Source organism: Marinobacter nauticus ATCC 49840 (genome assembly GCF_000284615.1).
GTDB classification, from domain to species: Bacteria; Pseudomonadota; Gammaproteobacteria; order Pseudomonadales; family Oleiphilaceae; genus Marinobacter; species Marinobacter nauticus.
Map to the genome: position 1 here is coordinate 3,361,188 of NC_017067.1, position 23,740 is coordinate 3,384,927.

At 59.1% G+C, this 23,740-nt stretch carries 22 protein-coding genes; 9 read left to right on the forward strand and 13 right to left on the reverse strand.

All coding sequences use genetic code 11. The features are described from left to right. Position 1: 1 nt before the first annotated feature. The gene (locus MARHY_RS15610) at positions 2 to 805 is read left to right on the forward strand and encodes a lanthanide ABC transporter permease protein PedC (RefSeq protein ID WP_014422668.1); all 804 of its coding nucleotides are present in this window, start codon (positions 2 to 4) and stop codon (positions 803 to 805) included. On the opposite strand, the gene MARHY_RS15615 is transcribed toward MARHY_RS15610, so the two are convergent. From MARHY_RS15615 to MARHY_RS15635, 5 genes are read right to left on the reverse strand one after another with little or no spacing between them, the layout of a single operon-like run. Beyond that, positions 743 to 1,531 (reverse strand): metal ABC transporter permease, encoded by a 789-nt coding sequence (locus tag MARHY_RS15615; protein WP_014422669.1) that lies wholly within the window; start codon positions 1,529 to 1,531, stop codon positions 743 to 745. The genes MARHY_RS15610 and MARHY_RS15615 overlap by 63 nt on opposite strands. After that, on the reverse strand, positions 1,518 to 2,438 hold the full coding sequence (locus MARHY_RS15620; protein ID WP_014422670.1) for a metal ABC transporter solute-binding protein, Zn/Mn family: 921 nt from the start codon (positions 2,436 to 2,438) through the stop codon (positions 1,518 to 1,520). The genes MARHY_RS15615 and MARHY_RS15620 overlap by 14 nt, the downstream gene beginning before the upstream one ends. Before the next feature lies 1 nt (position 2,439). Then, positions 2,440 to 3,555 (reverse strand): hypothetical protein, encoded by a 1,116-nt coding sequence (locus tag MARHY_RS15625; protein WP_014422671.1) that lies wholly within the window; start codon positions 3,553 to 3,555, stop codon positions 2,440 to 2,442. A gap of 60 nt (positions 3,556 to 3,615) precedes the next feature. Beyond that, positions 3,616 to 4,923 (reverse strand): hypothetical protein, encoded by a 1,308-nt coding sequence (locus MARHY_RS15630; RefSeq protein ID WP_014422672.1) that lies wholly within the window; start codon positions 4,921 to 4,923, stop codon positions 3,616 to 3,618. A 42-nt stretch (positions 4,924 to 4,965) separates the two neighbouring features. Then, positions 4,966 to 5,601, reverse strand: coding sequence for a DUF1826 domain-containing protein (locus MARHY_RS15635; protein ID WP_014422673.1), 636 nt, complete (start codon positions 5,599 to 5,601; stop codon positions 4,966 to 4,968). A gap of 140 nt (positions 5,602 to 5,741) precedes the next feature. Between MARHY_RS15635 and zigA the strand changes: the two genes are divergently transcribed. Next, positions 5,742 to 6,944, forward strand: coding sequence for a zinc metallochaperone GTPase ZigA (gene zigA, locus MARHY_RS15640; protein WP_014422674.1), 1,203 nt, complete (start codon positions 5,742 to 5,744; stop codon positions 6,942 to 6,944). A 129-nt stretch (positions 6,945 to 7,073) separates the two neighbouring features. Continuing rightward, positions 7,074 to 8,408 carry a peptidoglycan DD-metalloendopeptidase family protein gene (locus MARHY_RS15645; protein WP_226374351.1) on the forward strand — a complete coding sequence of 445 codons (1,335 nt, stop codon included), beginning with the start codon at positions 7,074 to 7,076 and terminating at the stop codon, positions 8,406 to 8,408. Positions 8,409 to 8,427: 19 nt separating this feature from the next. On the opposite strand, the gene MARHY_RS15650 is transcribed toward MARHY_RS15645, so the two are convergent. Genes MARHY_RS15650 through MARHY_RS15660 form a run of 3 tightly spaced genes read right to left on the reverse strand, consistent with a single transcriptional unit; the run spans position 8,428 to position 10,872 of the window. After that, on the reverse strand, positions 8,428 to 9,084 hold the full coding sequence (locus tag MARHY_RS15650; protein WP_014422676.1) for an ATP-binding cassette domain-containing protein: 657 nt from the start codon (positions 9,082 to 9,084) through the stop codon (positions 8,428 to 8,430). Continuing rightward, positions 9,077 to 9,853, reverse strand: a complete 777-nt coding sequence (locus tag MARHY_RS15655; protein ID WP_014422677.1) for an ABC transporter permease — start codon at positions 9,851 to 9,853, stop codon at positions 9,077 to 9,079. Before MARHY_RS15655 ends, MARHY_RS15650 begins: the two co-directional genes overlap by 8 nt. After that, positions 9,850 to 10,872 carry an ABC transporter substrate-binding protein gene (locus MARHY_RS15660; protein WP_050999027.1) on the reverse strand — a complete coding sequence of 341 codons (1,023 nt, stop codon included), beginning with the start codon at positions 10,870 to 10,872 and terminating at the stop codon, positions 9,850 to 9,852. Before MARHY_RS15660 ends, MARHY_RS15655 begins: the two co-directional genes overlap by 4 nt. Positions 10,873 to 11,137: 265 nt before the next feature. Here MARHY_RS15660 and MARHY_RS15665 point away from each other — a divergent pair, with 265 nt between their 5' ends. Continuing rightward, complete coding sequence (locus MARHY_RS15665; RefSeq protein ID WP_031210333.1) at positions 11,138 to 11,815, forward strand: response regulator; 678 nt, start codon at positions 11,138 to 11,140, stop codon at positions 11,813 to 11,815. Positions 11,816 to 11,869: 54 nt separating this feature from the next. On the opposite strand, the gene MARHY_RS15670 is transcribed toward MARHY_RS15665, so the two are convergent. The 4 genes from MARHY_RS15670 to MARHY_RS15685 form a co-directional block, all read right to left on the reverse strand. Next, entirely contained in the window at positions 11,870 to 14,143 is a 2,274-nt protein-coding gene (locus tag MARHY_RS15670) for a hybrid sensor histidine kinase/response regulator (protein WP_014422680.1), read from the reverse strand. Beyond that, the gene (gene nosP, locus MARHY_RS15675; RefSeq protein ID WP_041655635.1) at positions 14,115 to 15,278 is read right to left on the reverse strand and encodes a nitric oxide-sensing protein NosP; all 1,164 of its coding nucleotides are present in this window, start codon (positions 15,276 to 15,278) and stop codon (positions 14,115 to 14,117) included. The genes MARHY_RS15670 and nosP overlap by 29 nt, the downstream gene beginning before the upstream one ends. Before the next feature lie 243 nt (positions 15,279 to 15,521). Continuing rightward, entirely contained in the window at positions 15,522 to 16,625 is a 1,104-nt protein-coding gene (locus MARHY_RS15680) for a porin (RefSeq protein ID WP_014422682.1), read from the reverse strand. Positions 16,626 to 16,799: 174 nt separating this feature from the next. Further along, the gene (locus MARHY_RS15685; RefSeq protein ID WP_014422683.1) at positions 16,800 to 18,158 is read right to left on the reverse strand and encodes a WS/DGAT domain-containing protein; all 1,359 of its coding nucleotides are present in this window, start codon (positions 18,156 to 18,158) and stop codon (positions 16,800 to 16,802) included. Positions 18,159 to 18,505: 347 nt separating this feature from the next. Here MARHY_RS15685 and MARHY_RS15690 point away from each other — a divergent pair, with 347 nt between their 5' ends. Both MARHY_RS15690 and MARHY_RS15695 read left to right on the forward strand, forming a co-directional pair. After that, positions 18,506 to 19,429, forward strand: a complete 924-nt coding sequence (locus MARHY_RS15690; protein ID WP_011786824.1) for a hypothetical protein — start codon at positions 18,506 to 18,508, stop codon at positions 19,427 to 19,429. 81 nt (positions 19,430 to 19,510) lie between these two features. Further along, positions 19,511 to 20,260, forward strand: a complete 750-nt coding sequence (locus tag MARHY_RS15695) for a DUF8198 family protein (RefSeq protein WP_014422684.1) — start codon at positions 19,511 to 19,513, stop codon at positions 20,258 to 20,260. A gap of 6 nt (positions 20,261 to 20,266) precedes the next feature. Here MARHY_RS15695 and MARHY_RS15700 read toward each other — a convergent pair whose 3' ends face one another. Continuing rightward, positions 20,267 to 20,545, reverse strand: coding sequence for a polyhydroxyalkanoic acid system family protein (locus MARHY_RS15700; RefSeq protein ID WP_011786826.1), 279 nt, complete (start codon positions 20,543 to 20,545; stop codon positions 20,267 to 20,269). Positions 20,546 to 20,661: 116 nt separating this feature from the next. On the opposite strand from MARHY_RS15700, the gene ubiE reads away from it, so the two are divergent. From ubiE to ubiB, 3 genes are read left to right on the forward strand one after another with little or no spacing between them, the layout of a single operon-like run. After that, on the forward strand, positions 20,662 to 21,444 hold the full coding sequence (gene ubiE / locus MARHY_RS15705) for a bifunctional demethylmenaquinone methyltransferase/2-methoxy-6-polyprenyl-1,4-benzoquinol methylase UbiE (RefSeq protein ID WP_014422685.1): 783 nt from the start codon (positions 20,662 to 20,664) through the stop codon (positions 21,442 to 21,444). Next, the gene (locus tag MARHY_RS15710) at positions 21,444 to 22,085 is read left to right on the forward strand and encodes a ubiquinone biosynthesis accessory factor UbiJ (RefSeq protein ID WP_014422686.1); all 642 of its coding nucleotides are present in this window, start codon (positions 21,444 to 21,446) and stop codon (positions 22,083 to 22,085) included. Before ubiE ends, MARHY_RS15710 begins: the two co-directional genes overlap by 1 nt. Beyond that, the gene (gene ubiB, locus MARHY_RS15715; protein WP_014422687.1) at positions 22,082 to 23,725 is read left to right on the forward strand and encodes a ubiquinone biosynthesis regulatory protein kinase UbiB; all 1,644 of its coding nucleotides are present in this window, start codon (positions 22,082 to 22,084) and stop codon (positions 23,723 to 23,725) included. The genes MARHY_RS15710 and ubiB overlap by 4 nt, the downstream gene beginning before the upstream one ends. The last annotated feature ends 15 nt before the right edge of the window (positions 23,726 to 23,740 follow it).

Below are 23,740 nucleotides of genomic sequence, written 5' to 3' on the forward strand. Positions count from 1 at the left end.
TATGAAAGCAGCTCACTACTGGCATTGTTTTGTAGGTATCCAGACACGGGAATGGCTCCGGTTCTGGCAGCAGCGCACTCGCTTTGCCAGCGCTCTGGTCCGGCCGCTGCTCTGGCTGGTGGTCTTCGCCGCCGGTTTCCGGGCTGTGCTGGGCATTTCCATCATTCCGCCCTACGACACCTACATCACCTATGAAACCTACATCGCGCCCGGTCTGTGCGGCATGATCATCCTGTTCAACAGCATGCAGGGCGCCCTGTCCATGGTGTATGACCGGGAGCTGGGCAGCATGCGGGTGCTCCTCATGAGCCCTCTGCCTCGCCCCTTCCTGCTGGTGACCAAACTGTTGGCCATGGGCGTGGTCTCCATCGGCCAGGTGTATGTCTTCCTGCTGTTGGCCCTGCTGGTGGATGTCGAGCCGCCATTGTGGGGTTACCTGGCTGTGCTGCCGGCGTTGATTCTGACCAGCCTCATGCTGGGCGCTCTGGGCCTGCTGATCGCCACCTGGATAAAGCAACTGGAGAACTTCGCCGGGGTAATGAATTTCGTCATCTTCCCGATGTTCTTCATGTCCTCGGCGCTCTACCCGCTCTGGCGCATGAAAGAGGCCAGCCCCTGGCTTTACTGGATTTGCCAGTTCAATCCCTTCACCCATGCGGTGGAAGCCATCCGGTTTTCCCTGTACCTGGAGTGGAACCCGATGGCTTTCGGTATTACCGCGGGCGTGACGGCGGTGCTGGCGTTACTGGCCACGGCCGGCTTCCGGCCCCAGCGCACCCGGGTTCTGCGCAGCAAGCCCGCGTAGGACGAACAACCAGAGCAGTGACATGGCGAGGCTCGCCACCACGATGGCCGGGCCGACCGGTACATCGAACATTACGGAAACCACTACCGCACACAGGTGCCCGGCAATGCCACAGCAAGCGGCCAGGAAAGGCCCTTTACCGACAAGGGAGCCGAGGATCAGCGGTGTCATAATCAAGGTCGCAAACACCACGTAGATGCCAGCCAGGGAGACCGAATAGGTCACCGCCACCGCGAAAACCGGCATGAAAACCGCACCCGTCATCCAGCCAGGGCGCCACAGGCTTAGCAACCAGACCAGCGCAGAGAGCATGCCAACGGCAAGCACCGCGGGCCAACTGGCCCATAGCAGGTCACCCGACGCGGCTCTCTGGAGCGCCTGGGCGCCGTGGGGATCGCCACTGACCAACAGCACCGCGAGACTCGCCCCGACCACGTAGAGGATACCGATCCACGCCTCCTTCGCATGTGCCAGACGACGGAAGATCAGGTGAACCACCACGGCCGCCAGTAGCGCAAAAATCAGGCTGCTGACCGGTGCGCCAGCCAGGGTGTGGTTAGGCGGAAAATACACGCCGGCCAGGGTGCCCAATGCCGCCCACTGGGCAATGGCCAGATCCGCAAAGATCACGCCTCGGGCAATCACCTGATAACCCAACGGGACCAGCAGCAGGCAGAGCATGGCACTGCCTGCTGCTGGCAGGAGCAGCCATTCATACTCCGTCATGGGAGGCTCCGGCTGCAGCCGACTCAACCTGGCGGATAATCTCGCTGATCAGCCCACCCAGGGTGTCCGCCGGCGCCTCGCCCGTCACCGTGCCGGGCACCACAACCACCGGCAGTCCGGTTTGCTCCGCCAGCCATTCTCCCGGCTGCGGATCCTGGTAGCTGGCAATCAGGATGGCGTTGGCATCCTCCAGTTCTGGATTAGCCAGCAACTGGCTCAAATGGCTGGCGCTGGGGGGCAACCCCGGTTTTGGTTCCAGATCCGCTGCCGTTTCCACACCCAGCCATCGCAACAGATAGCCGAAGTTGGAGTGCTGAACCACCACAGATTGTCCTCTGAGTGCCTCTGCCCTGGCCCGCCACTCGGCACGCAGGCCATTCCAGTCGCCCCGCCAGCGAATGTAGCGGCCCTGTATGGCGACAGCCCTCTCCGGTTCAATCTCTCCCAGGCGCTTTGCCAGGGCACGGGCAATCTCTGGCAACTGATCCGGCGACAGGTGCACATGAGGATTACCTTCGGGGTGCACATCGCCCATGCTCCGATCCACGTGATCGTGGGGGGCGTGCAGCTGGGCATGGTCGGCGGCAAAGAACAGGCCCGGGCGCCCGGCCTGAATGTCCGGGTTCGAGGCCCGTTGAAGCAGCATGGGCAACCAGCCGGCTTCCAGCGAAGCACCGGTGCAGACAGCAATATCCGCACGCCGCACCGCCGCAATCAGGCTTGGCCGAGCCTCGATGTAGTGAGGATCCTGAAGGTGACTGGTGGCGGTGGTGAGCTCAGCATCCGGCACCAGCGCCCGAACCAGGGCCGCCCATTCCGGTTCACAGGCGAACACCCGAAGCTGGGCCTGGGCCGGCACGGCTGTCACGATCAACAACAGTGCCGCAACGGCGTTACGAAGTGTCATATCAGTACCCATGGGCGCCGTGGGCACCGAGGGACATGACGTACTGCACCATCACGGTATTGTCGGCGTTGCTGAACCCGGTCGCTTCCTGATGGGTGTACTGCAGCCGTACCGTGGAGAAGTGAGAACGGGACCAGGACAGCATCACGTCGGTCTCTTCCAGGGTCTGGTTGTGGAAGTGATCGCCGTGGGCTTCCTGAAGATCCACCTCACCGTAACGAACGCCCGCCGACCACTGGGGCGCAAACTGGTAAACGCCGGAAACGTACCAGCCTTCATTGGTATCGTCAGACGCCGCAAACTGGTTCAGCTCATCCGCATAGAGGTATTCGCCGCTGAGCGTCAGCTGTTGCTCGCGGTTGTTGCCGTTGGGAGACCACTTCCAGACCAGATCGGCGATATAGAGGTTTTCGCCGGTGTAGGCCGCACCGTGGCTGTGGTCGTGCCCTTCCTCATGATCGTGATCGTGGCTGCCGTCCCCGGTTTCCGCCGATTTCGCATGGCGGTTCCGCAGCCAGGAGAGCCCCAACTGCCAGCTTTGTGACAGACTGATATCACCACCAAGCCGGGTATTGACGGTGTAAACACCAATGTCTTCCTCACCCTCAGTCAGCTGGTCACCAGCAAAGGCTTCCGCACCGACCTGCCAGAAAAAAGGCGTTGGCAACAACACGTTCAGGCGTGCCCCGGTGTCGTAATAGTGGCTGCCAAGCATCGCGCGATAGGCGGCCGGGCGCTCGACAAAGTCGTCCTCATGCATATGGCGCCCATTCAGATAGCCCACCTGCGACAGGAACCGCCCTGCCCGAACGTTCAGTGCGTACGGTAACCCGTTCGTTTGCAGATACGCCTCTTCAATCAGTACCTCACTCTCACCGTCGTGCTCTTCGAATACAGCGGTGAGTCGGCCGGAGAACAGGTCATCAATCGGGGAAGACAGGGACAGTTCTGTGTGGCCGAGGCCGAAGCCCTGCTCGCGATGGGACAGAGCGGTCTCGTTCTGTTTGTAGTATCCGTCCAGCGTCACACTGACGTCCGGATTGAGTTCTTTGGCGGTTGCCCAGCCCGCCGTCATGGCCAATGGAAAAATGGCAAAAGGAGCAAAACGTTTAAACATAGGGACTCCGGATATAAAGCAGCAGGGCGCGTCGACGCGCCCCGCGGGATTGAAAGCAGATTAGTGGGAATGCTCGTCGTCGTGATCGTGGTCGTGGCCCGCTTCGGCCAGACCCAGCCAGGCGATGGCAGAGGCACTGAAACCGAGGTCGATGGTCCGAACGATATCGCCATCGGTGGTATCCACTTCGATCACAGACTGGTTGTGCAGCACGAACAGTCGCTCCTGGGCGGCAGACGTGGTCACGGCCATCGTGTCCTCTTCACCCGGCGCGGCCATCAACTCAACCGTGGTGATCAGTTGCCAATCGTTAGACGGGTCAAACAACCTCAGGCCGCCATCATCGCCGAGCACATAGAAGACCTCCCCGTGGGTCGTGAAGCCCTGGGCCAGGCGGCCAACGCCCTCCCCGAGGTCAAGCTCGTGGTAGACCTCAGTGGTGGATTCCGGATGGATCGCGAACAGACGGTCACCGGCAATGCCGACCAGCTCCTCAACATCGTGATTGGCAACCACGGTTCCGATGCGAGCGCCCTCCGCCAGGCCCTCGGGGTTCGCCAGCTTGGTGGCCGGATAACCGGTTTCCTGCAGATCAATCACCAGAACGCCATCGCTGCAGCCAAAGCCAAGGCTATGGGCATTGGCGGCAGCACCGTGAAGCCTCGGGCAAGCCTGGCTGTAGCGTTCTTCGAATTCGAAGCTGCTGCCGTCCAGGTGGTAACGTTCAACCGCCGCTGGCAGCGTGGTGTCCGTGATTGAGCTGTCCCGATAGGTCACAAACAGATGGCCATCGATCATCTTGGCAACACCGTGCATGTTGTTCTCCAGCTGAAGGCTGGCCACGGTGGTGCCACTTCCCAGAGTTGCATCGGAAAACACGGTCACTTTCGAGCTTGCGGCCTCACCACCGTCGAAGAAAACGACACCTTCCGATTCACCCGAAGAATAGTGCGTCGGTTTGTGATCGTTCAGGGTGAGGGTCAGCATGCTCGGCGTCTCTGCGTAATCATGCATGTGATCGCCGTGGTCCTCGGTATACAGCCCACCGTCAACAAACGACACCAGATCGTCGCCCCGCTGGATAGCGACCGCATACCGATTGCCGGGTGAGGCATAGAGGCGCGGCGCTTCACCATTCATGGCCATGGAGGCAAGCACTTCACTGTTGTCGAGGTCCAGTACCTTGAGCTGCGAAGCGTCGGAATCGAACAGGGCCAGACGACCGGCGGTGTCGATCTCCGTGTGCTCGTGCTCATCCTCAGAGCTGCTGCTACCGCCACAGGCCGTCAGCATTGCAGCCGAAACCAGCAGCGCAGAGGTAGCAATCGGTCGCAGGCTGAAGGGGAATTGGCGGAATTGATCAGACATCAAAAACTCCTTAGTTAATGTTATAACATTGCTTTTGTTGCTTCAGGAAAGCCAGTCCAGTCCCAGAACCAGCCTTGGGGTATCACCCGGCGCGGGCGAGCGGTGAACGAGGCCGCGACCTTCGTTGCCAATCCAGGCTTCTCCCTTGAGAATCGCAACCGAGCCGGTTGGCATGACCTGGATGCGGTTCTCCGCAACTGGCTGCTCCGGCAACGGGCCCGGGGTTAGAGGGCGCAGAACATCCGGTTCTGCAAGCCACTCGGTCCCGCGTCCCGAATAGGTCACCAGCAATCGAGCTGGAACCCGGTCGGTGTGAAACCGGGGACACATGGTGTCAGCCAGCACATGAACCCGAATCCCCACGGCAGCAGGCTCGAACAGGCATCGATACATGGCGATCAGTTCCCTGACATCCGCCAGCCACGCCCGGGCGCCAGACACCGCCAGTGCCCAGCCGGGAAGAATCTCATCAACAGGTTCGTCTTTCTCCTGCGCCACAAAGCGCTCGAAGCTGGAAATTTCTGACGCGAAATGGCGGGCAAACTCAAGGCATTCCGTGCGCGGTTCCCGGCGCCAGACCGCGAGATTGGCCTCATCCCGGAATATCTCTGTCAGACATTCAGGCCTGCTCCCGTGAACAGCCACAGGACCGGACACTGAATTGGACTCTACTGTCATGGACAACCTCCGTGCCTGCCGGCGATCGGAACGAACTTAAAAACAGGTAACGTTTCAGGGCCGAAAATGTTATGTTATAACATACCTAAAGTAAAGCGCCGTGGACGCGGCGCGTAGCGGAAAAACGCAGGAGTTTACGAATGAACCAATCTGACTCGCGGTTACCGGTTACGGTTCTGTCCGGCTTCCTGGGCGCCGGCAAAACCACGGTTCTCAACCACATACTCAATAACCGCGCGGGCAAACGCGTGGCGGTGATCGTGAACGACATGAGCGAGGTCAACATCGATGCCGCCCAGGTCCAGCAGGAGGTCACGCTCAACCGTTCGGAAGAGAAACTGGTGGAGATGAGCAACGGATGCATCTGCTGCACGCTCCGGGAGGATCTGCTGGTCGAGGTCCGGAAACTGGCATCCGAAGGGCGCTTTGACTGCCTGGTGATCGAGTCCACCGGTATCTCAGAACCCCTGCCGGTGGCTGAGACGTTTACCTTTGCCGACGAAGACGGCGTCAGCCTGTCGGATATCGCCCGCCTGGACACCATGGTCACCGTGGTGGATGCGGTGAACTTCCTGAAAGACTATGACGAGGCCCAGTCACTCCTGGAAACCGGCGAGAGCCTTGGTGAGGAAGACGAGCGTAGCGTTGCGGATTTGCTGGTGGACCAGATCGAGTTCAGTGACATCCTGCTCATCAGCAAGACCGACCTGGCCAGCCCGGAAGATCAGGAACGACTCAAAGGAGTACTTCGCAGCCTAAACACAGAAGCGGAAATTATTCCGATCTCCCAGGGCGCAGTGCCGCTCGACAAGGTGCTGGAGACCGGCCGTTTCAGTTTCGAGCGTGCTCAGCAGGCACCCGGATGGCTCAAGGAAATGCGCGGCGAGCACATTCCTGAAACCGAAGAGTATGGCATTTCGAGCTTCGTGTATCGCGCACGCCGACCTTTCCATCCCGCCAAATTCTACGATTTCCTGCACGAGGGGACTTCGAAAGGCAAACTGATCCGCTCCAAGGGTTATTTCTGGCTCGCAACCCGCCCCGAATTCGCAGGCAGTTGGAGTCAGGCCGGCGGTATTGCCCGCTATGGTTTTGCCGGCATGTTCTGGAAAGCCGTGCCGGAAAGTAACTGGCCAGAAGACCCGGAATACCGAACGGCCATTATGGAAAGCTGGGAGGAACCCTTCGGCGACATGCGCCAGGAGCTGGTGTTCATTGGCCAGAACCTGGATCGCGACGTCATAACCCGCCAGCTGGATGCATGCCTGCTGGATGACGAGCAGTTGCTCGCGGGCAAGGAATTCTGGCAGACCCTCAATGATCCCTTTCCTGCCTGGAAGTAGGCCATCATGGCGATTGAAGCACATCACCACGGGTGAATCCGGCTACTCCGAGGAATCCGGAAAAACAGAGAAATCATAACTGTTATAATATCCGCCCCTGTCATTGTTGCGGAGCCAGCGGAACACCGCATGAAGCCTCTTTTAGTGAAGCTATACGCCATGTCCTCACCCTCCCATAAACTGGTCCTTGGCGCAGTAGCCGCAGTTCTGCTGGGATTAAGCCTGACACCACTCAGCTCATCACCGGCATCGGAATCGCCGGAGCGCGGAAAACAAACAGCCTCAGCTCCGGCAGAGGCCGTTGGACCAGCCGGCACGGAAGACCTGCAGGCGGCGGAGCGCCCTAAGGGGATAACCGTTGATTGGCGTGTGGAAACTGGAGACACGTTAAGCCGGATTTTCCGCGCAAACAACGCGCCTTTGGAGGACCTCCAGGAGGTTCTGGCAGCAGACGCCGAGTATCTGCATCTGGAAACCCTGAAGCCCGGAACCCGACTCGTACTGCACTTCAATGAGCAAGGGCAGTTTTCAGAACTGGTTCTGTTTCTCGACCCGGCACGCCATGTGACCTACTCGCGCCAAACCGATGGCACCTTCGTGCATCAGGCTTTTGAGGAAGAGACGTTTTGGGTCTCCGAGGTGCTCAGGGGCACGATCAATGGCAGTTTTTACGCCTCAGCTATGCAAGCGGGCGTAACGCAGGCGCAGATCCTTCTCATCGACCAGCTTCTGGGTAGCCAACTCAATTTCCGGAGGGATCTCAGGGCCGGCGACCGGTTCTCCATCATCATTGGCCACGAAATGACGGGCACCCAAAGCACCGGCAAGACCCGCATCGAAGCCCTGTCTCTGGAACGCAGTGCCAGAACCCATTACGCCTTTCTTCATGACGATGGCAATTACTACGATGAGAAGGGCGAGAGTGTGACGCCCGCCTTTCTGCGCCTGCCCACCCGGAAGCAATACCGTGTGAGCTCACGTTTCAACCCCAGGCGATTACACCCCGTGTCAGGGCGTACCGCACCTCACAACGGGGTGGATCTGGCGACACCAACGGGCACCCCGGTACTCAGTACCGGAGACGGCATCGTGACCCGCGTTGGAAACCACCCCTACGCCGGCAAATACATCGACATCGAGCATGGGGGGATGCACACCACACGGTACCTGCATCTCCATAAGATCCTGGTTCGTAAAGGCGCTGCGATAGAGCGCGGACAGAAAATTGCCTTGTCAGGAAATACCGGGCGCAGCACCGGCCCCCACCTTCATTTTGAGTTCCACATTAATGGTCGCCCGGTTGATCCCCTGACGGCCGACATCCCGACCGCCGCAGCCATTCCGGAAACGGAGATTGCATCCTTCAAGAGAAAACTCCGTGCACAAAGGACGGTCATGGAACATGCCGCAAGCCGGTCAGAGCTCGCGATGACCCAAGGTTTGCCGGAATTCGACGAAACCTGACACCACGAGCGCGACGCGACTACCCATGTCGCAACCTTCCCAGCAGTTTTTCCAATCGTTGGGGATCGCCCACCGTGTCGGTCCATTGCAAACTGGCCGGCTTCCCATTCAGGTACCACAGACGGTTAGCCAGACTCACGACATCTTTGTCATCGTGAGTCACACAGATCATCGCCATATCCGGCTGCGCGTCCAGAATCCCGGAGACCAGCGCTTTGAGTTCGGCGACCATGATCGGATCCAGCGAGGCAAACGGCTCGTCCAGCAACAGCAGGTCCGGTTTAACAGCCAGGCATCGCGCCAAGGCCGCTCGCCTGGCCATTCCCAGGGATAACTGGTCTGGCAGATAGGCCCCGTAACCGGCGAGGCCAACCTGCATCAGCAATTCCTCGGCTTCCCGTTTGCTGGCGCCAACCAGCCTGAGGTTCGACATCAGGCTCTTCCAGGGCAGCAGGCGATGCTCCTGAAACAGGTACCCCACCCGAAGCACCTCACGCCCCAGCACGGCCGATTCCGGAATCGATTTATCAAGACCGGCAATGGCATTCAGCAGTGTGGTCTTGCCAATGCCCGAAGGGCCCATCAGACAGATACGGTCGCCCCGTTCAATACCCACAAAGATCTCACCCAGCACCGGCTGACCGAAATCCCGACCGGCGATCCGCAACTCAAGCATGGACCGACTCCGGTTGGCGCCATCTGCTGGAACGGTTTTCAAGTGGCTGCAGTATCGCGAGCTCGATCAGTTGCACCACGGCGATAAACGCCAGACTGTATGCCAGGATGGCGGACACATCGAACACCTGGAACGCCATGTGCAACTGAAATCCGACCCCATTCGATCGGCCGAGCAACTCAACGACCAGGACAATCTTCCAGATCAGCGCCAAACCTCCTCTCGTCGCCACCATCAGGTAGGGAAAAAGCTGGGGCATCCAGACATCGCGCAACCGCTGCCATAGGGAGAATCGGTACACGCTGGCCATTTGCTCAAGCCGGTAATCAAGGCTCCGGGCTCCTTCCCTCACCGTCACCGCGACATTGGGTATCTTGTTTACGACGACGGCCATCACAGCCGCAGTTTCCACCAGTCCGAACCAGACGTACATCAGAATGATGGTCACCAGAGCAGGCAGGTTAAGCATGAGCACCAGCAGAGGATCGAACAGCGCATTGAAGGTGCGTGATCGCCCCAACACCAGGCCAATAGCGGTACCGAGCAGCATTGCCAGGGAAAACGCCAGGATAACGCGGGACAAGGTTGCCCCCAGGTGCATCCAGAGCTGGCCTGAGGAGGACTCTCTGACAAGGGTATCCAGTACCTCCATCGGACCCGGCAACAAAGGGGAACCCAGATACCCAGCAGTCATCGCCCACACCATCATCAGGCCAGGCAGCACAATCCAGTAGCTCCAGATCGGCGGGCGCGCCGTTCCCACGTTCATGGCTGCCACCGATAGAACAGGTCGTCGGGCATTAACTGTGACGGGTCGGCGCCGGTCAGAATCAGCAACTGTTTCATATCAGCGATGCGCTGGTCGGTCTGAGATCCAGGAACACCCTGCACAAATCCCCGTCTGAGCGCCTCGAATACACCATCCGCAGGATGCCCCATTAATGGCCGGAGACGGTCCCAGTGCCCCGCTTCTCGGACCAGTTCGGCTTTCGTGCCAGCCAGGGCGACGGCAAACCGATCAATGAGATCAGCATGCTGCCGGGCCCAGTCTTCGGGGAACACATAACCGAGCACCGGCAGTTGGCGCTCAAGGCCAAGCTCTGTCAGCAACTCGGCCATACTGAACGCCGACCGCCATCCACCCGCCCCCTGCATTCGTGCCGCAAAATGCCAATAGGTCACGATGACATCCAACTGCCCCCGCTTGAGGGACTGGCTGAGCAACGGAGGTGCGGCAAACTGGACTGACGCAGACGCCGACAGATCTATCCCTTGTCGGGCGGCTACACGATTCAGCAGAACCCAGCCTTTGCTGTCAGGTCCGCCAGCGACACCAATGCGTTTGCCCGGCAGGTCTGCCAGTGTGGATATATCAGACGTCTCGGCCACCAGTATCTCGCCAATCCGGGAGGAAAACGGCAAATACAGGTAGGAGGCCCCCGCCTGATACCGGAACTGAGTCCAGAGCAGATCGGCGACGGCACCGTTGACAGACCCCGCTGTCACTGCCAGCCTCGAGGCCGGCAGATTCGCCACCGGCAACAATTCAAGCCGGAATCCGTTGGCCCTGTCGAGGCCCCGATACTGCAGATGATCCAGTTCCCAATGGGCGGTGCCAAACTGGAGAACACTCAGGGACAAAACCGGTAGATCACTCCCATCGTCATCGCCCGCCGCGATCACCACCGGGCACCCCACGAGCAACAACAGCGCTGTGAGGGCGGTAAGCAACCAGTGGCGACCGACAGGGTGGCCGGGAGAGCGTGTTGTATGTATTGGCGCGTTCATGACTCAACGATACGAACCGCACCCCGGCGCAAGAATAGTACTTTGGTGCCTGTTTTTTGGTGCGATGGTCGCATTCAACCTCTGGCGCAGATCGCGTGTAATGAGAGAATCACAATAATAAGCAGGGAATCGAACCGGAAGCCGGCGATTCTCTCCACAGGAGGCCGCCATGCTGAACGAGCTCGATGCCGCACTCTCTTCCGAAAACCGCTATGATGATCCGGAATCTACCCCCGACAATGATCAACAACAGGCGGACGCACCCATGGACCCGGTCTACAAGATCCTGATCGCTGACGACCACCCTCTGTTCCGCGAAGCCATCAGTAGCGTCATCGCCTCAGGCTTTGCCGGCACTGAAATTCTGGAAACCGATGATCTGGACAGCGCCCTGGAGATAACCCGGGAGAACGACGATCTCGACCTGATTCTGCTGGATCTGAACATGCCGGGTATGCATGGCCTGAACGGACTGATTTCGTTGAGAAACGAGGCCCCAACCATCCCGGTCGTGATCGTTTCAGCGGAGGAAGACAAACAGGTCGTTCTCCAGGCCATCACCTACGGAGCTTGCGGCTTTATCACCAAGTCTTCACCACGAGCGCAGATGACCGATGCCATCCAGCAGATCCTGAACGGCAACGTCTATCTTCCGTCCGATATCATTCGCACCGGGAAAGAGAGCAGCCAGCGACGGGTTCGGAGCGACGAAAACCCGATCTCGCCGGAATTGCTGAACTCCCTTACCCGGCGACAGCTTCTGGTACTGGAGCGGATGGCGAAGGGCGAATCCAACAAGCAGATCGCCTACAACCTGAACATTGCCGAGACCACGGTCAAGGCTCATGTATCTGCAATACTCCGCAAACTCGGCGTGCACAACCGGGTCCAGGCCATCCTGTCGGCAGGCGATGTCGATTTCAATCAATACCTGAAGCGCTGAAACCGACGCCTGGACAGCCGGCCGGGCGCGCTTTCCGGATGAACCAGCGGCTCCTCAGGTCCGGATCACGTGAGTCAGCACACTGCGCAGCTTGAGCGGTTTCACCGGTTTGTTCATCAGCAGATAACCGAGCTCCCTGATATGTTGCTTGAGTTCATTGGTGTAATTCGCGGTGATCATCAGAACTGGAGCTGGCCGGTGGCGCTGACGGTTGATGATGGCTACGGCATCCACACCATTCTCGTCATTGTCCAGGTGATAATCCGCCAGGATTAAATCGACCCGAGCGTTGACGACATCGACCTTGGCCGCCAGGTCATCCGCAGAGATGGCCGTAACTACCTGACAATCCCACCCTTCAAGCAGGGTTTTCATACCCTGGCAAATGGCCAGATCGTTATCAATCACCCACACCCGGGCACCGGACAGCCCATGATCTGCTGACACGACCCCGGTATCTCTGGGGGCCGGCGGGGCTGGTCGAAGCTTCCCGAGCGGCACACGGACGCTGAACACTGACCCCCGGCCCTCCTCCGAAGAGACCGAAACCTCATGCCCCAGCATTCGCGCAATCTTGTCCACGATCGCCAGCCCGAGCCCCAGGCCCTTATCGCCCTGGCCGCCCATCGGTCGGATGCGTTTGAACTCCTGAAAGATTTCGGTGAGCTTGTCACCGGGAATACCCGCCCCGGTATCCCACACCTGCAGGAGCACATGGTTCGCTTGACGGCGGCAACCGAGGACAATTCGCCCCTGTTCCGTGTAGCGGATGGCGTTGGTCAGGAAATTCCGCAGGATTCGGGCCAGCAACTGGGAATCAGAGTGAACAATCGCTGATGAGGGTACGAAATCGAGGCGCAACCCCTCGGCCAACGCCATTTGCCGGAACTCCCTGGCGATATTGTTGAGCAGGTCTCTGAGATCAAAGGCGGTCACATCGGGTGTGATCACCCCCGCGTCCAGCTTGGAGATGTCGACCAACGTGCCCAACAGGTTTTCGACATCGTCGAGTGAGGTGCTGACGGATCTCACCAGACCTTCAGCCTTCGGCCCGAAACTCTGTTCGAGCAAAGCGCTGGTGAAGAGACGAGCCGCATTCAGAGGCTGCAACAGATCGTGACTGACCGCGGCCAGAAACTTGGTTTTCGACAGGTTCGCCTGCTCCGCTTCACGCTTGGCCTCTCGGAGCCTGGACTCGGCAGCGGAACGCTCGGATATCTCCTGGCGCAACTGCTCGTTCAGGCCGGTCAGTGCGGCCGTGCGCTCCCGCACCCGATGTTCCAGATCGTCATAGGCCCGCTCCAGCGCAATCGCCGTTTTGCGACGCTCGGTGATATCGCGAATCAGCACAAAAAAACCAGTTACCTCACCGGTCTCATCGCGATTCGGCACGTAGGATCGCAGCATATAACGCTGGTCACCATGCTCACCGGTTTCTTCAAACTCAAAGTTAACGCTATGGCCGTCCAGGACTTCCAGTATCTGAGGCAGCAGACGCTGGTAAAAATCTTCGGAGTGCACCTCTTCCAGGTGTTTACCCAACGGCGAAACGCCGTTGCGACCGTACCAGGACTGATAGACCTTGTTACAGAACTGGACTGTCAGATCCGCGCCGACATAGGCGATCAGCGCCGGCACATGATCCGTGACGACTCGAATCCAGCGCTCACTCTCTTCCAGCGCCTTGATCCGCCGTGCCATCTCACTGTTCTTGACGTCCGTAATGTCCGAGTAGAGCACAACCTGGCCGCCCTCCCGGGTAGAGCGCTCAGTCATTTGAACCCAGCGGCCGTTGGATAACAGAAAAACGGTGCCCTCGGCCTCCTCGTGACTGTGCTCCTCAACAATCAACCCCGAGCTCAGGGCCAACCTTTTCACTGCCTGAATATGGGTACCTGGCACCGGGACAGGCACACCAGCGTGCCGCCAGTAACTCCGAAAACGGCTGTTGGTCTGAATCAGGCGGTGTTCCCGATCGAACAACACAAAGCCGTCCGCAATACTCTCAATGGCATCGCTCAGGCGCTGCCGGGAGGTCTCCGCTTCCTCCCTTGCGCGGTTCAACGCCTTGTTGCTGACCTTGAGCTCCTCCATGGCGAGATTCAGCGCCTCGGTCCGTTCACGGACCTGCTCGGCGAGAATAACCGAGTGCTCAAACGCAGCGTAGGGGGCTGGCTTATGGCTGGCACCGGACTCCACGCGGTCAATCAATGCGTCGCGAATGCTTCGGAGCCGACGATTCTCATCCTCCAGTTGTGCAATTCTGGCGTCTTTCTCGGACGATGAGCGCAGAGTGGAGTCACTCGATACTGCATTCAGGCTGGCCAATGACCACCCCCGTGAAGGTCTGATTGATATGCATGCCATTGAACTGCTCACCGTAGGTGTTAAAGCCCACCACCCGGTGCTCGGTCAGGAATTCGGAAACCGCATCCAGTTGCCCGGTCAGCTCGGCTTCCAGTCTCCGCAGGAAGCAGTCGCAGGCCAGAGTGACCAAAGGTTTACCCACCACCCGCTCAGACGCCTCAATCTGAGTCCGAACGCTCTCCAATAACGACCCGGGATTCATCGCCACCATCACAATGCCGGTTTCAACTGCGCAGTAGAATGTGAGGCTGCCATCAGGGTTTACCCTCTGGATGGAGCGGACAAAATGGTTACCCCCGACCCGAACGCCGAGAGGATGAAGGGCAAACACACCTCGATCCAGCTCTGCCAGCGGCACCCCCACCGTCCGGGCATAGACTTCGGCGGCGGGTTCCGCATTCAGCTCATAAACGGTGCGGCTTTCGGGACAGGCCAGCGTCACCACCAGCTTTTCATCCTGAGCCTGCATGTGATGTGTTGAGAACACCCGGAAATCAAGAGGCGTATTGACCAGCATCACGGTGGCCGCAGCGCTGTGGAAGCGGCCATCAAAGAATACATGGGTATCAGCCAGGCGCTCATCGTCCCCGGCAGAGCCGCCGAACTGAGGAATGGTACCCAATGCGGCATTCAGGGTAGCCAGCACCAACTCCTCCCGGCTTGAAAGACCATCCAGCATCGTTATCGCGAAGGTGTTGCCTTTTACCGGCGCAAGCCGGGCCTCCCGACAGGTAGACAGCAAACCGTCGATCACCTGCTGGGCATCCTGCAAAGTGAAACGCTCCAGCTCACTGATCAGGGCGCAGTCAATCGCGAAAAAACGGGCATCGAACCCCAAAGCACTGATGCACCCGCGTCCGTATCCCTGTTCGGTAATCTCCCCGGCCGAGGTACAGCCGTAAATCCGGGTTTGCGGAAAGGCAGCCTGCAGCGCTGGCCCCAGTTTTTCCAGATCGAATTCCGCCGAACAGAAGAACAGAACACAACCCAGATGCTCATGCTGCAATTGCCGGGCGAGCTCGGCCGCGGCCAGTTCCGGGTCTCGGACGGTGGCACTGGCAACCCGGACCGCTACTGCGGATGCATCTGGATTCATGGAAACAGCTCTCGGAAGCTTCGACATCCCTGCCGATTCTACGCCGATGCTGGTAGAGGAAAATTCGACTTCGGTGCTCTTTATCGGCGTTCCGAATTCGGCGTAACTCATTGATTATAAAACTCCCGAATCAATGGCCAGCGATGATGCGCGATTTTTGCCGCAAGAAACCGGCACTTTAGTCTGAGACAGCCACTGCAGGACCGGAAAGCACCCTGGTCCTGCCGTGGCATCGGGGTGGGATCAGAACATGACAATCGCGCCAATGGCGAGGGTGTCTGTGTCTGCCGCTTCAGCGCCCGAAGATTTCACGTCCTGCTCAAACATGTTGTATTCCGCAACGAGTTTGAAATTGCTGTTCACATCATGAAACACGGCAACGGAAGTGTTCTCGGTCTCAAAGTCTCCCTGGTCAGAGTCCGTTTCCCCGTACGACAACACGAACCGGTTTGCCCCAAGGGTGTAGGAACCCTGAATCAGATAACCATCCGCATCCTCTTCTGAGGCGAGGGCCGCATCGGTGATCAGAACCGGAACATCTCCCTCGGAGGTAAAGCCGGAGGCGGTCAGGGAAAGACCGGCCACCGAGGCCTTGACCCCGTAGCCAATACCCTGGCTGTCGATCTCTGTGGTGGCATTCTCTGAGCTTTGATGACGCCCATTGAGCCAGCCGGTCAGCGAGACGCCCTGCAGCTCCGTCGCGTAGGTCAACTCTGCTTCAAGCCGCGGAGCGGATTGCTCGGACTCAGCGCCGGGCGTTGTGTTGGCGGGCTCGAAAATACCCACAGCCACGTTCAGGCCCGACATATCTGGCGAGCGATAGGTAATCTGCGCAGAGGGATTCGGGTACGGATACCCGGTGCGGATGTTGCCAAAAGAGACCCCGGTGGCCGCACCCGGCGATCCAAAGCCCATCAGCAACTCATCCAGGAAGATGTTGGATCGGGCGTACAACCCGAAATCTTTCCCGATCAGCACCTGGCCAAAGCTTCCGTCCACTGTGGCATACAGCTGTCGGACATCAATGCTGGTATCCGTAGGCGACTGGAGGCTGTCGTTGATGGTGGTCCAGAATGAAGAACGGCCACCCAGCGTAAGTTCGCCCATGTCCTTGCTGAAATTGAATCCGATGGTGTTAGGCAGGAAACCCATCTTGACATCAGAATTGCGAACATCGTTGACGCTGTCGTCACGGTTCACGTAAAACGCGTTGAAGTAGCCATCCACCGAAAAACTGGTTCCGTCCTGACTGTATACTTCAACCGCTGCCTGGGCACTGGCGCTGGCCCCCATCATCGCGGCCACGGCAATGGCCAACCCCGACTGTTTCAGTTTGTTGTTGTTCATACTTCCCCCGGTTTATTGTTCGGAATCTGGGATGAAAGAGCCGGCATCAGCACCGGCTCCACGGCGCGATAAGGCGCCTGAGGTTCATGGTCAGTGAATGACCGGGAGGGGAGTATTGGTCGTGAGAGCAGATTCCCTGCTCATTTAGGAGGCATCAGAGATCGGACTTTAGGACTAAGACTGGCTCGGGAAATGTCCGAGTTCCTGCAGGCAGTCATGGAGAAAATCTGCAGGATCGGCCATGAGGGCTTCATCCGCGACCACACCGAATTGCACCTGGCCAGCGTAGCTGACGATGCTTACGCCCAGGCCAATATCGCCCGCCTGGGGTACCCAGAACATCTGTTCCGTGATAGCGCAACCAGCGAGGTAACGACGCTCTGGCGTGCCGGGAACGTTCGAGACCACGGCCGAGGCCTTCCTGAAAAACAGATCGGCCAGCGGTCGACGTCCAGGCTCGGGCAGAAGCGCAGCCGAGGCGGTCAGCCCCCACGCGAGGCCCGGTTGCCAGCTTCGTTTCAGCTTCCGGGTTTCATGCTTGATCCGGAACAATCGTTCCAGAGCACTTTCACCATCGACAGGCAGGGGAACAAACACCGTTCCGAAACAATTACCCGGTTCCAGCGCGCCCGGCCGAATGCCTTCCGGCAAACGCGCCCGGATATCCACAGGCACAGCCGCATGCATGACCGCTTCGTCGAGGGCCTCGTCGCAGAGGCCAAGGCGCGGTCTGACCGCAGCGGCCACGCAGGCAAGCAAGACATCATTGATGGTGGTACTGGTAAGCCCGGCGATCTCCCGGAAGCGGGCCAGAGGGACCGGCGTCGACCACCGACAAAGGCGCCGCCCCAGCAATGGACGCTTAAGGTCAGACGGAGAGTCCTCCGGTGTCGCCAGAAACTCACTGAGTTCGTGTACAAGCCGAACCCCCTTGCCCAGAACTCCGCTCTCGCCCTGCTTCTGAGTAGCTCCGGGGGCTTCCCGGGGCCCGGGCACTGGCATCAGTTCTGTAATCCGGCCTTCCAGCCAGGTCTGCGCTGCGTTCATCCAGCGGCCGGCACGCGGCTCCTCTGGTGCACCATAGATAGCGGGATACTGACGCGGTGAAGGCGGACACAGATGATCAAATATGCCCAATAATGACAGACCGTCGGCATAACAATGGTGCAGACGAAGCAACAATGCCGCACCGCCCCTGGCGTTGGGGGCCAACCAGAATTTCCAGCGTGGACGATACAGCGGTAAGGGCTCGTTCAGGCGCTCCGAGACCCAGTCCTGCAACTGTTCCGGCTCGAACCGGTCCAGCGCCACGTCAAGATGCTGGGGCGCGGAGAAGGTCAGGTCTTTTTCCCAATACCAGGCGGGCGCACGCCATACCGGGCGGCAACGGAACCGCTCCCAGGCCAGCCAGTATACCTCCAGAAACTCCCGGAAACGGGTCGGCGTCAGCCCGTCGACCCTCAGCATAATGGTGATGGTCATCGGGTTTTCGGGCCGTTCCAGAGCCAGCCAGGCTGAATCCGAAGGCAGCATGAGATGCGATTGCTCCTGGCTCAAACCCGATTATCCCCGATCAATAGCGTGCCTGTATAAAAGAAAACCAATCCGGCATTGTGCCAGAGTCCGGATAGCGGCTCCATCCTCGGACGCTCCGCACACAGTTACAAAAAATTACACGTGAGTAACTGTTCAGTCCTATACTGGTTATATGGCCCGGTGCCATGGTTATAAAACCGTGTCCCGGATCGGCCAATTGGCCCCAACACACCATTTTTTAAGGCACTGGCGCCACTAAACCCGTTCGGCATTCACGGTACAAATGTCATACCGGCTCAGCAAAACCAATAACACAACGAAAAGCGGCCGGAGGGAGAAGAATCATGAAAGCCAGTCATGTTCGCAAGCTGATCAAACCGATCGAAAGCGCCTATTCCGAAATGTTCTCCGGCCGGGTTTACCGCGTGGGCCGGGGTGCGGTGTCTGTTCGAAATCACAGTGGCACAGCAGCGCACACCGTGATTGGCGTACATGGTTTTCTTGAAAATCACTGTTACTTCACCCAGGCCTACGATGGCCCCACCACAGAACTGATTCTGCTCACCTGCAGCAACTATCACATCCCGGTGAACGGTGTGACACCTGAGAATCCGGCCTGGGAAGTGCCCATCAAGCACCTGGAAGGCACCATCGAATACGATGCCTGTATCCTGAATCAGTCGTTGCAGAACCTGCCCAGCACCGAGAATATCCGGATCCATGGCCACTCCCGGGGTGGCGCGGTTATTCTGGAGGCCATCCGGCAGTGGCCGGAGCTTTACGAAAACGTGGAAGTGGTACTGGAAGCGCCGGTTTTACCCCAGGGCAAACTGCATGCGCTGGTAACCACATTGCTGGAGCCGGTCAGCCATGGCATGTGGCCCTGGTTGATTCGTCTGATCAACAGCGCCCCCCAGTCGGCCTATGGTCAGACCTTCTTTGGCAAGATGAATCCGCGCAAACGCCAATTGTTGAGCAAACTGTTCTATGCCACCAAAGACCACCTGACCATTGTTCGCAACATCGAGAACATCATGGAGTGGATGGCGCGCACCGACACCTCGGTGTATCGCCATGTACGCCATGGGACTTTCCTGATACCGGCCACCGACCGAATACTGGATCGCCAGGCCATGCTGGCCAGCGCTCGCACCAGCCCCACCACCATGCGCATTGTCGAAACCGAAGCCCCCAGCCACTTCATCACGCTGGACAGCAAGGAATGGGTGCCAGGCCTGGAAACCCTCGAGGCTGCGGCCCAAGGCTGAATTCAACGCAAACGGGCAGGTGCGTCACACCCAAGGCTTCGTTAAACTGGCGCTTTTCTGCCCGGTTGATTGGAGCCTTTAATGTATCGTGAGCGGCTGGTTGCCACGGATGTGCACACGGAGAACGCCCACCGCCTGAAACGCCTGCTGCTGGAATACCACGATTTCCGCCAACACAAGGCCGGGCACCCCCTGCGGGACGAGGCCCACCAGGTGGCAGACTGGCAGGCAGAGCGGCTGAAAAACACGCACCAGGATTTATACCGTCACCCGGGCTACCACACCGGCCTGGAATTTCTGCTGACCGACCTCTATGCCCCTGCCGGCATGACCCGCCGTGATGACAACATCGACCGGGTGTTCCCGAAAATGGTGAAATGGCTTCCCGACCACCTGCTGGCCACCTTTGCCGGCCTGGTCGAGCTCAACCTGATTACCCAGAGCCTCGATCTTGAGCTGGCAGAGATACTGGCGCAGCAGGGCTTTTCGGCAACAGGTCTTGATGATGAGCGTTACTGCGAGGCTTATCGCGCCAGCAAACAGCTTGCAATTCGCGAGCGACAACTGGCTCTGGTAGCGGAAACCGGACAGGAACTGGATCGCTACGTTCGCAACCGCACCCTCGGTTGGCTACTGTCCATGACCCGCGGTCCGGCCGAGATGGCCGACCTGGGTGATCTGCACAGCTTTCTGCACCGGGGCTACAGCGCCTTTCGGAAAATGAATCGGGTCGACCTGCTGATTGATCGCCTGCTCAGCCGGGAACAACGAGTGATGGACAACATTCTGTCGGGCCACCCGACCCCTTTCTCCCTGCCGGATGACCTGTAGCGGGATTCAGGCCTGGATGATCTGGTCCAGCTGAGAGTGAATCTCCTGCTCAATGCGGGATTTGAAGGGCCGAAGCATCAACCCCAGCTCCAGCCGGATATGCAGGTCGTTCTCGGAAATATCCAGCTGCCCTTTGACACCGCTGCGTTTGAACTTCAGCAGATCGCCTTCCCACTGGTAATTGACATCGAATTGTTTGGACAAATCCTTGGCCAGGGTTTCGGCCGCCTCGCGGGCGTGCTCCTTGTCCAGGGAATGGGCGCGATGGATATCGATAACAGACATGAATCAGTTTTCTCAGTGATTTGGAAACGGTTTTACAGTGTAAGCCGGCAATAAACTTGTAGCCAACCCCTCAAAGGTTAGAATACAGGGCTTAGATTCTGACAGGACCAACTTCCATGAGCGAGCAGCAAGCACCGGGCACCCAAGGCAACGGCCAGGACGACGTTACCCACTTCGGCTTTCGCAATGTGCCGAAAAGCCAGAAGGCCGGTCAGGTGGCCCAGGTTTTCCACAGTGTCGCCGGCAAGTACGACCTCATGAACGACCTGATGTCCATGGGCATTCATCGCCTGTGGAAGCGCTTTACTATTGAATTGAGCGGCGTACGCCCGGGCCATCAGGTGTTGGACATTGCCGGCGGTACCGGCGACCTGACCATGAAGTTTTCCGATCTGGTGGGCCCGTCCGGCAAAGTGGTGCTGGCCGATATCAACGCCTCCATGCTGCAGGTGGGTCGCAGCCGCCTGACCGACCGGGGTTACGCCGGCAACATCGAATACGTACAGGCCGATGCCGAACACCTGCCGTTCCCGGACAACAGTTTCCAGGCGGTGTCTATTGCTTTCGGCCTGCGCAATGTAACCGACAAGGATCAGGCCCTGCGGGATATGGCCCGGGTACTTAAGCCGGGCGGCAAGCTGATGGTGCTTGAATTCTCCAAGCCCACCAACCCGCTGCTGAGCAAGGCCTACGACACCTATTCCTTCACCGCCCTGCCCCTGATGGGCCAGCTGATTGCCGGGGACAGCGAGAGCTATAAGTACCTGGCCGAGTCCATCCGCATGCATCCGGATCAGGAAACCCTGAAGGGCATGATGGAAACTGCCGGCCTGGTGAACTGCAAGTACTACAACATGACCGGCGGCATCGTGGCCCTGCACGTGGGAATCAAGCCCTGATGTTCCCCGGCCCGACCCTGCTGTCTGCGACAGGCGCCATTATTGAGGGCGCCCTGAACCGGGCGCTGACACTGGACCCGGCGGGCCAGCGCGCCTTGCTGGGCGCCTTGGACGGGCCGGTTCAGTTCACCATTACCGCCCCGGTCACCATGCACTGGACCCTGAATCGCGTTGGCGAACGGGTGCAGGTTCGCAGCCAGCCGGATCCGCAACCGGTGTTAATCATCACCGGGCGACCGGTCGCCTTTGCCGCCCTGGCACTGGGCGATGACCGGGTATTTGCCGACGAACGCCTGACGGTGGAGGGCGACACGGCCCTGGCCCACCAGCTACAGCGCGCCCTGAACCAGCTGCAACCGGATTGGGAAGCGGCCATGGCAAACTACCTGGGCGATGTGCCGGCCCATTTCATCGGCAAACGCATCCGCCAGGCGGTCAAATGGAGCCGCCAGGCGTTCAGCACCATGAACGCCAATGTGGAGGAATATGTCCACGAAGAGAGCCTCACTCTGCCCGGCCGGCGGGAGCTGGAGGCCACCTTTCAGGATATCGATGAGCTGAGCCTGCGCACCGAACGCCTGGAGGCTCGGCTGAAGCAACTGCAAGCACCCGGCAGCGATAACAATACGGAGACCCTGTGACCCGCCTGCAACGCCTGTTCCGAATTGCCTGGGTATTCTGCCGCTACCGGCTGGACACGTTTCTGCCCTTGTCTGAACTGCCCACACCGCTGAAAATCTTTTTTCTGCTGGCACCCTGGCACCTGTTCCCGCAGCCAAAACTGAGCCGGGGTGACCGCCTGCGCCTGGCCCTGGAAGAGCTGGGCCCGGTTTTCGTCAAGTTCGGACAGATTCTCTCCACGCGCCGGGATCTATTGCCGGATGACATGGCCGAATCCCTGAAACAGCTACAGGATCGGGTTCCACCGTTCCCCAGTGAACAGGCCCGAGGCATTATCGAGAAATCGTTGGCTGCGCCCGTCTCGGAACTGTTTGCCGAGTTCAGTCCAGACCCCATGGCCTCGGCGTCGGTGGCTCAAGTGCACGCCGCAACCCTACCCAACGGCCAGAAGGTGGTGGTCAAGGTTTTGCGCCCCGGCATCGAAAAAGTCATCCGCCAGGATCTGGGCCTGATGTACCTGATGGCCGGCCTGCTCGAAAAGTACTGGTCTGAGGGTAAGCGCCTGCACCCCGTGGAGGTGGTGGCAGACTATGACGCCACCATCCATGACGAACTGGATCTGCAACGGGAAGCCGCCAACGCCAGCCAGTTGCGCCGGAATTTCGAGAACTCCCCGCTGATCTACATCCCCTCTATCGACTGGGATTACACCCGAAAATCGGTGCTGGTGATGGAACGCATTCACGGCATTCCTATTGCCGATGTACCCGCCCTTGAAAAGGCGGGCGTCAACATGAAGGTACTGGCGGAAAAAGGGGTGGAGATCTTCTTTACCCAGGTATTCCGTGACAGCTTTTTCCATGCTGACATGCATCCGGGCAATATCTTTGTCGATGTCAGCAATCCCGCCGACCCGAAGTACATTGCCATCGACTTCGGCATCGTCGGCACTCTGGCCCCCGACGACCAGAGCTATCTCGCCCGCAACCTGTTGGCCTTCTTCCGCCGGGATTACCGCCAGGTAGCACAACTGCACATCCAGTCTGGCTGGGTGCCGCCGGAAACCCGCGTCAACGAGTTTGAGGCCGCCATTCGGACGGTGTGCGAACCCATCTTCGAGCGCCCCCTGAAGGATATTTCCTTTGGTCACTTCCTGTTACGCCTGTTCCAGACCGCTCGGCGCTTCAACATGGAAGTGCAGCCACAACTTGTGCTGTTACAGAAAACCCTACTCAATGTCGAAGGCCTTGGCCGCCAGCTCTATCCAGACCTGGATCTGTGGAGTACCGCCCAGCCGTTTCTGGAAGACTGGATGCGGAAACGCATCGGTCCGTCAGGCCTGATCAAGTCTCTGCAGAACCACCTGCCATCATGGCTCGAACAATCGCCAGAGATGCCCCAGTTGGTTCACGACGCATTACTTCAGATACGCTCCAGCGGTCCCACCGAAGCGCAAAACCGGGCAACCCTGGCGCTGATGAAAGAGCAGCAAATGCGCAGCGAACGCCGTTGGCGCCGGGGCTTCATCGCCCTGGTTCTGGCAGGCGCGGCCCTGGTGGGCAGCCAGCCCCACGCCGGGCAGTGGCTGGCCGATCTGCCGGTCTGGAGCTGGGTCTTGCTTGCCGGAGCGGCAGGCGTCATGCTCCGGGGCAGTCGCTGAACCATCAAAGATTCA